Annotated in this window: 3 protein-coding genes and 2 pseudogenes; all 5 read left to right on the top strand. The window is 56.8% G+C overall.

Annotation, left to right across the window (positions count from 1 at the left end; genetic code table 11):
• Nucleotides 1-730 (top strand): annotated as a pseudogene (ftsK, locus tag M0974_RS03860) (DNA translocase FtsK); the annotation flags it as partial.
• 56 nt (nt 731-786) lie between these two features.
• Nucleotides 787-1,410: an outer membrane lipoprotein chaperone LolA gene (gene lolA / locus M0974_RS03865; protein WP_297833043.1), complete on the top strand. Its 624-nt coding sequence runs from the start codon at nt 787-789 to the stop codon at nt 1,408-1,410.
• Between the two features lie 19 nt (nt 1,411-1,429).
• Nucleotides 1,430-2,752: a replication-associated recombination protein A gene (locus M0974_RS03870; protein ID WP_297833045.1), complete on the top strand. Its 1,323-nt coding sequence runs from the start codon at nt 1,430-1,432 to the stop codon at nt 2,750-2,752.
• On the top strand, nt 2,752-3,126 hold the full coding sequence (gene crcB / locus M0974_RS03875) for a fluoride efflux transporter CrcB (RefSeq protein ID WP_297833047.1): 375 nt from the start codon (nt 2,752-2,754) through the stop codon (nt 3,124-3,126). Before M0974_RS03870 ends, crcB begins: the two co-directional genes overlap by 1 nt.
• Nucleotides 3,127-3,142: 16 nt before the next feature.
• Nucleotides 3,143-3,640: pseudogene (locus M0974_RS03880) on the top strand (serine--tRNA ligase); the annotation flags it as partial.

Consider the following 3,640-nt stretch of genomic DNA (forward strand, 5'->3'; position numbering starts at 1 on the left):
TTCCGATCCGATGTATAAGCGCGAAAGCATTCACGACGAAGCGCCGCTGCTGAAAACCCTGCCAACTATCGTGGTGGTGGTGGATGAGTTTGCTGACATGATGATGATCGTCGGCAAAAAGGTTGAAGAGCTGATCGCGCGTATTGCCCAGAAAGCCCGAGCAGCCGGTATTCACTTGATCCTTGCGACCCAGCGTCCATCGGTTGACGTCATCACCGGTCTGATCAAAGCGAACATTCCTACCCGCATGGCGTTCCAGGTGTCGAGCAAGATCGATTCCCGGACCATCATCGACCAAGGCGGCGCTGAACAACTGTTGGGTAACGGCGACATGCTCTACATGCCGCCCGGTACTAGCCTGCCGATTCGTGTGCATGGCGCCTATGTTTCCGACGAAGAAGTGCACCGGGTCGTTGAAGCCTGGAAGTTGCGCGGCACCCCTGATTACAACGAAGAGATTCTGGCTGGCGTTGAAGAACCTGGCAGTGGATTCGACGGCGGCAGTGGCGAAGGCAGCGACGACAGCGAAAGCGATGCGCTGTATGACGAAGCCGTCCGGTTCGTTCTGGAAAGCCGTCGCGCTTCCATCTCGGCCGTGCAGCGCAAACTGAAAATCGGCTACAACCGCGCCGCTCGTATGATCGAAGCGATGGAAATGGCTGGCGTCGTGACGTCCATGAACACCAACGGCTCGCGCGAAGTCCTCGCACCAGCCCCGATGCGCGACTGACCCGAACGGCGTGGTTCTGCGCCGTTCGGACTTCACTGAATTCAAAGAGGAATCCCATGCGCCTTATTCGCATGTTGTTGGTATCTGCACTGGCTTTTTCCGCTGTCTCGGCCCATGCCGACAGCAAAGACGTTGCGCGGCTCACGCAGTTGCTTGAAACGTCGAAAACCCTGTCTGCGCGCTTTTCCCAACTGACCTTGGACGGCAGCGGCACCCAACTGCAGGAAACGGCGGGTGACATGTCCCTGCAGCGCCCTGGCTTGTTCTACTGGCACACCGATGCACCTCAAGAACAAACCATGGTCTCGAATGGCAAGAAAGTCTCGTTGTGGGACCCAGACCTTCAGCAAGTGACGATCAAGACCCTGGATCAGCGCCTGACCCAAACCCCGGCGCTGCTGTTGTCGGGTGATGTGTCGAAGATCAGTGAGAGCTTCGATATCAGCGCCAAGGAAGCCGGCGGTGTGATCGACTTTATTCTCAAGCCGAAAACCAAAGACACCTTGTTCGACAGCCTGCGCCTATCGTTCCGTAACGGCGTGATCAACGACATGCAACTGGTCGACAGCGTTGGCCAGCGCACCAATATCCTGTTCACCGGGGTCAAGGCCAACGAACCGATCCCGGCGAGCAAATTCCAGTTTGATATCCCGAAAGGCGCTGACGTCATTCAGGAATAAGAGGTTTCAAGCGCAGCCCATGGACTTGTTTCGAAGCGAACCGATTGCCCAACCCTTGGCTGCACGCCTGCGCGCAGCCAATTTGGAGGAGTACGTCGGTCAAGAACACCTGCTCGCTCATGGCAAGCCTCTGCGGGAGGCGCTGGAGCAGGGTGCGCTGCATTCGATGATTTTCTGGGGCCCGCCGGGCGTGGGCAAAACTACGTTGGCGCGGCTGTTGGCAAAAGTCTCCGACGCGCATTTTGAGACCGTCTCGGCAGTGCTGGCCGGGGTTAAGGAAATTCGCCAGGCGGTCGAAATCGCCAAGCAGCAAGCTGGACAATATGGCCGTCGTACAATCCTGTTCGTCGACGAAGTACACCGCTTCAACAAGTCGCAACAAGACGCCTTTTTGCCGTACGTCGAAGACGGTACGCTGATTTTTATTGGTGCAACCACCGAAAATCCGTCGTTCGAATTGAACAACGCGTTGCTCTCCCGTGCGCGCGTCTACGTTCTGAAAAGCCTCGACGAAGTGGCACTGTTCAAGTTAGTGCAGCGTGCCCTGACCGAAGACAAAGGCTTGGGCAAACATCAACTGACCTTAAGCGATGAGGGCTTCAAAATGCTCTTGGCCGCCGCTGATGGTGACGGCCGACGTTTGCTTAACTTGCTGGAAAACGCCTCTGACCTGGCGGAAGACGGCACCGAGATCAGCGTCGAGTTGTTGCAGAGCCTGCTCGGCGACAGCCGTCGTCGATTCGATAAAGGCGGCGAAGCGTTTTACGATCAAATCTCCGCATTGCATAAATCCATTCGCGGCTCAAACCCGGATGCCGCGTTGTATTGGTTCGCGCGGATGATCGATGGCGGTTGTGATCCCTTATACCTGGCCCGGCGCGTGGTGCGTATGGCCAGCGAAGACATCGGCAACGCTGACCCACGTGCGCTACCGCTGTGCATGTCGGCGTGGGACGTGCAGGAACGCCTGGGCAGCCCCGAAGGCGAATTGGCCGTGGCCCAAGCCATTGTCTACTTGGCCTGTGCGCCGAAAAGTAATGCCGTGTACATGGCCTTCAAGACGGCGATGCGTGAAGCGACTGAACATGGCTCGCTGGAAGTACCGCTACACCTGCGTAACGCGCCAACCAAACTGATGAAACAGCTTGGTTATGGCGAAGAATATCGGTATGCCCACGATGAGCCCGACGCTTACGCCGCCGGTGAAGACTATTTTCCAGACAGCCTCGAACCGCGTCAGTACTACCAACCCGTACCCCGTGGCCTTGAGCTTAAAATCGGCGAAAAGCTCAAACATCTGGCGGCGCTAGACAGCGCCAGCCCGCGCAAACGGAGAAAGTAGTGATTCAATTGATTCTTGCGGTGTCGGTAGCCGGCATCGCTGGTACATTATTGCGCTTCGCAACGGGCAACTGGGTCAATGCACACTGGCCTCGTCATTTTTACGCGGCGACGATGACGGTCAACCTTGTCGGTTGTTTGATGATTGGCATTCTGTACGGATTTTTTTTGACCCGGCCAGAAGTACCGATTGAGATTCGGGCCGGCATGATTATCGGTTTTGTTGGCGGCCTTACAACTTTTTCATCCTTTTCACTGGATACGCTGCGCTTGCTGGAAAGCGGGCAAGTGCCACTGGCCCTGGGCTATGCGGGTATCAGCGTATTCGGCGGGCTGCTTGCCACTTGGGCTGGCCTGTCTCTGACCAAACTTTGATAAACGAGAGAACGATATGCTCGATTCAAAACTGTTACGTACCCAACTTCAGGACGTAGCGGATCGCTTGGCGTCCCGTGGTTTTACCTTGGACGTAGCCCGCATCGAAGCGCTGGAAGCCCAGCGCAAGACCGTGCAGACCCGCACCGAACAGTTGCAGTCCGAGCGTAATGCCCGCTCCAAATCAATCGGTCAGGCTAAACAGCGCGGCGAAGACATTGGCCCGTTGATGGCAGACGTTGACCGTATGGCTGACGAACTGGCTGCTGGTAAAGTCGAGCTGGATGCGATTCAGGCTGACCTGGACTCGATGCTGCTGAGCATGCCGAACTTGCCCCACGAATCAGTGCCACTGGGTGCTGACGAAGATGACAACGTCGAAGTTCGCCGCTGGGGCGCCGCGCCGACATTTGATTTCGCGCCCAAGCCGCACTGGGAAGTGGGCGAACGCGCCGGAATTCTCGATCTACCCGTCGCCACCAAAATTACTGGCGCGCGTTTCGCCGTCTACAAA

Source organism: Pseudomonas sp., assembly GCF_026224925.1.
GTDB lineage: Bacteria > Pseudomonadota > Gammaproteobacteria > Pseudomonadales > Pseudomonadaceae > Aquipseudomonas.

Excerpts from the sequence above, each read along its gene's own strand:
- lolA (WP_297833043.1), top strand. The coding sequence starts at position 787 with ATGCGCCTTATTCGCATGTTGTTGGTATCTGCACTGGCTTTTTCCGCT.
- M0974_RS03870 (WP_297833045.1), top strand. The coding sequence starts at position 1,430 with ATGGACTTGTTTCGAAGCGAACCGATTGCCCAACCCTTGGCTGCACGC.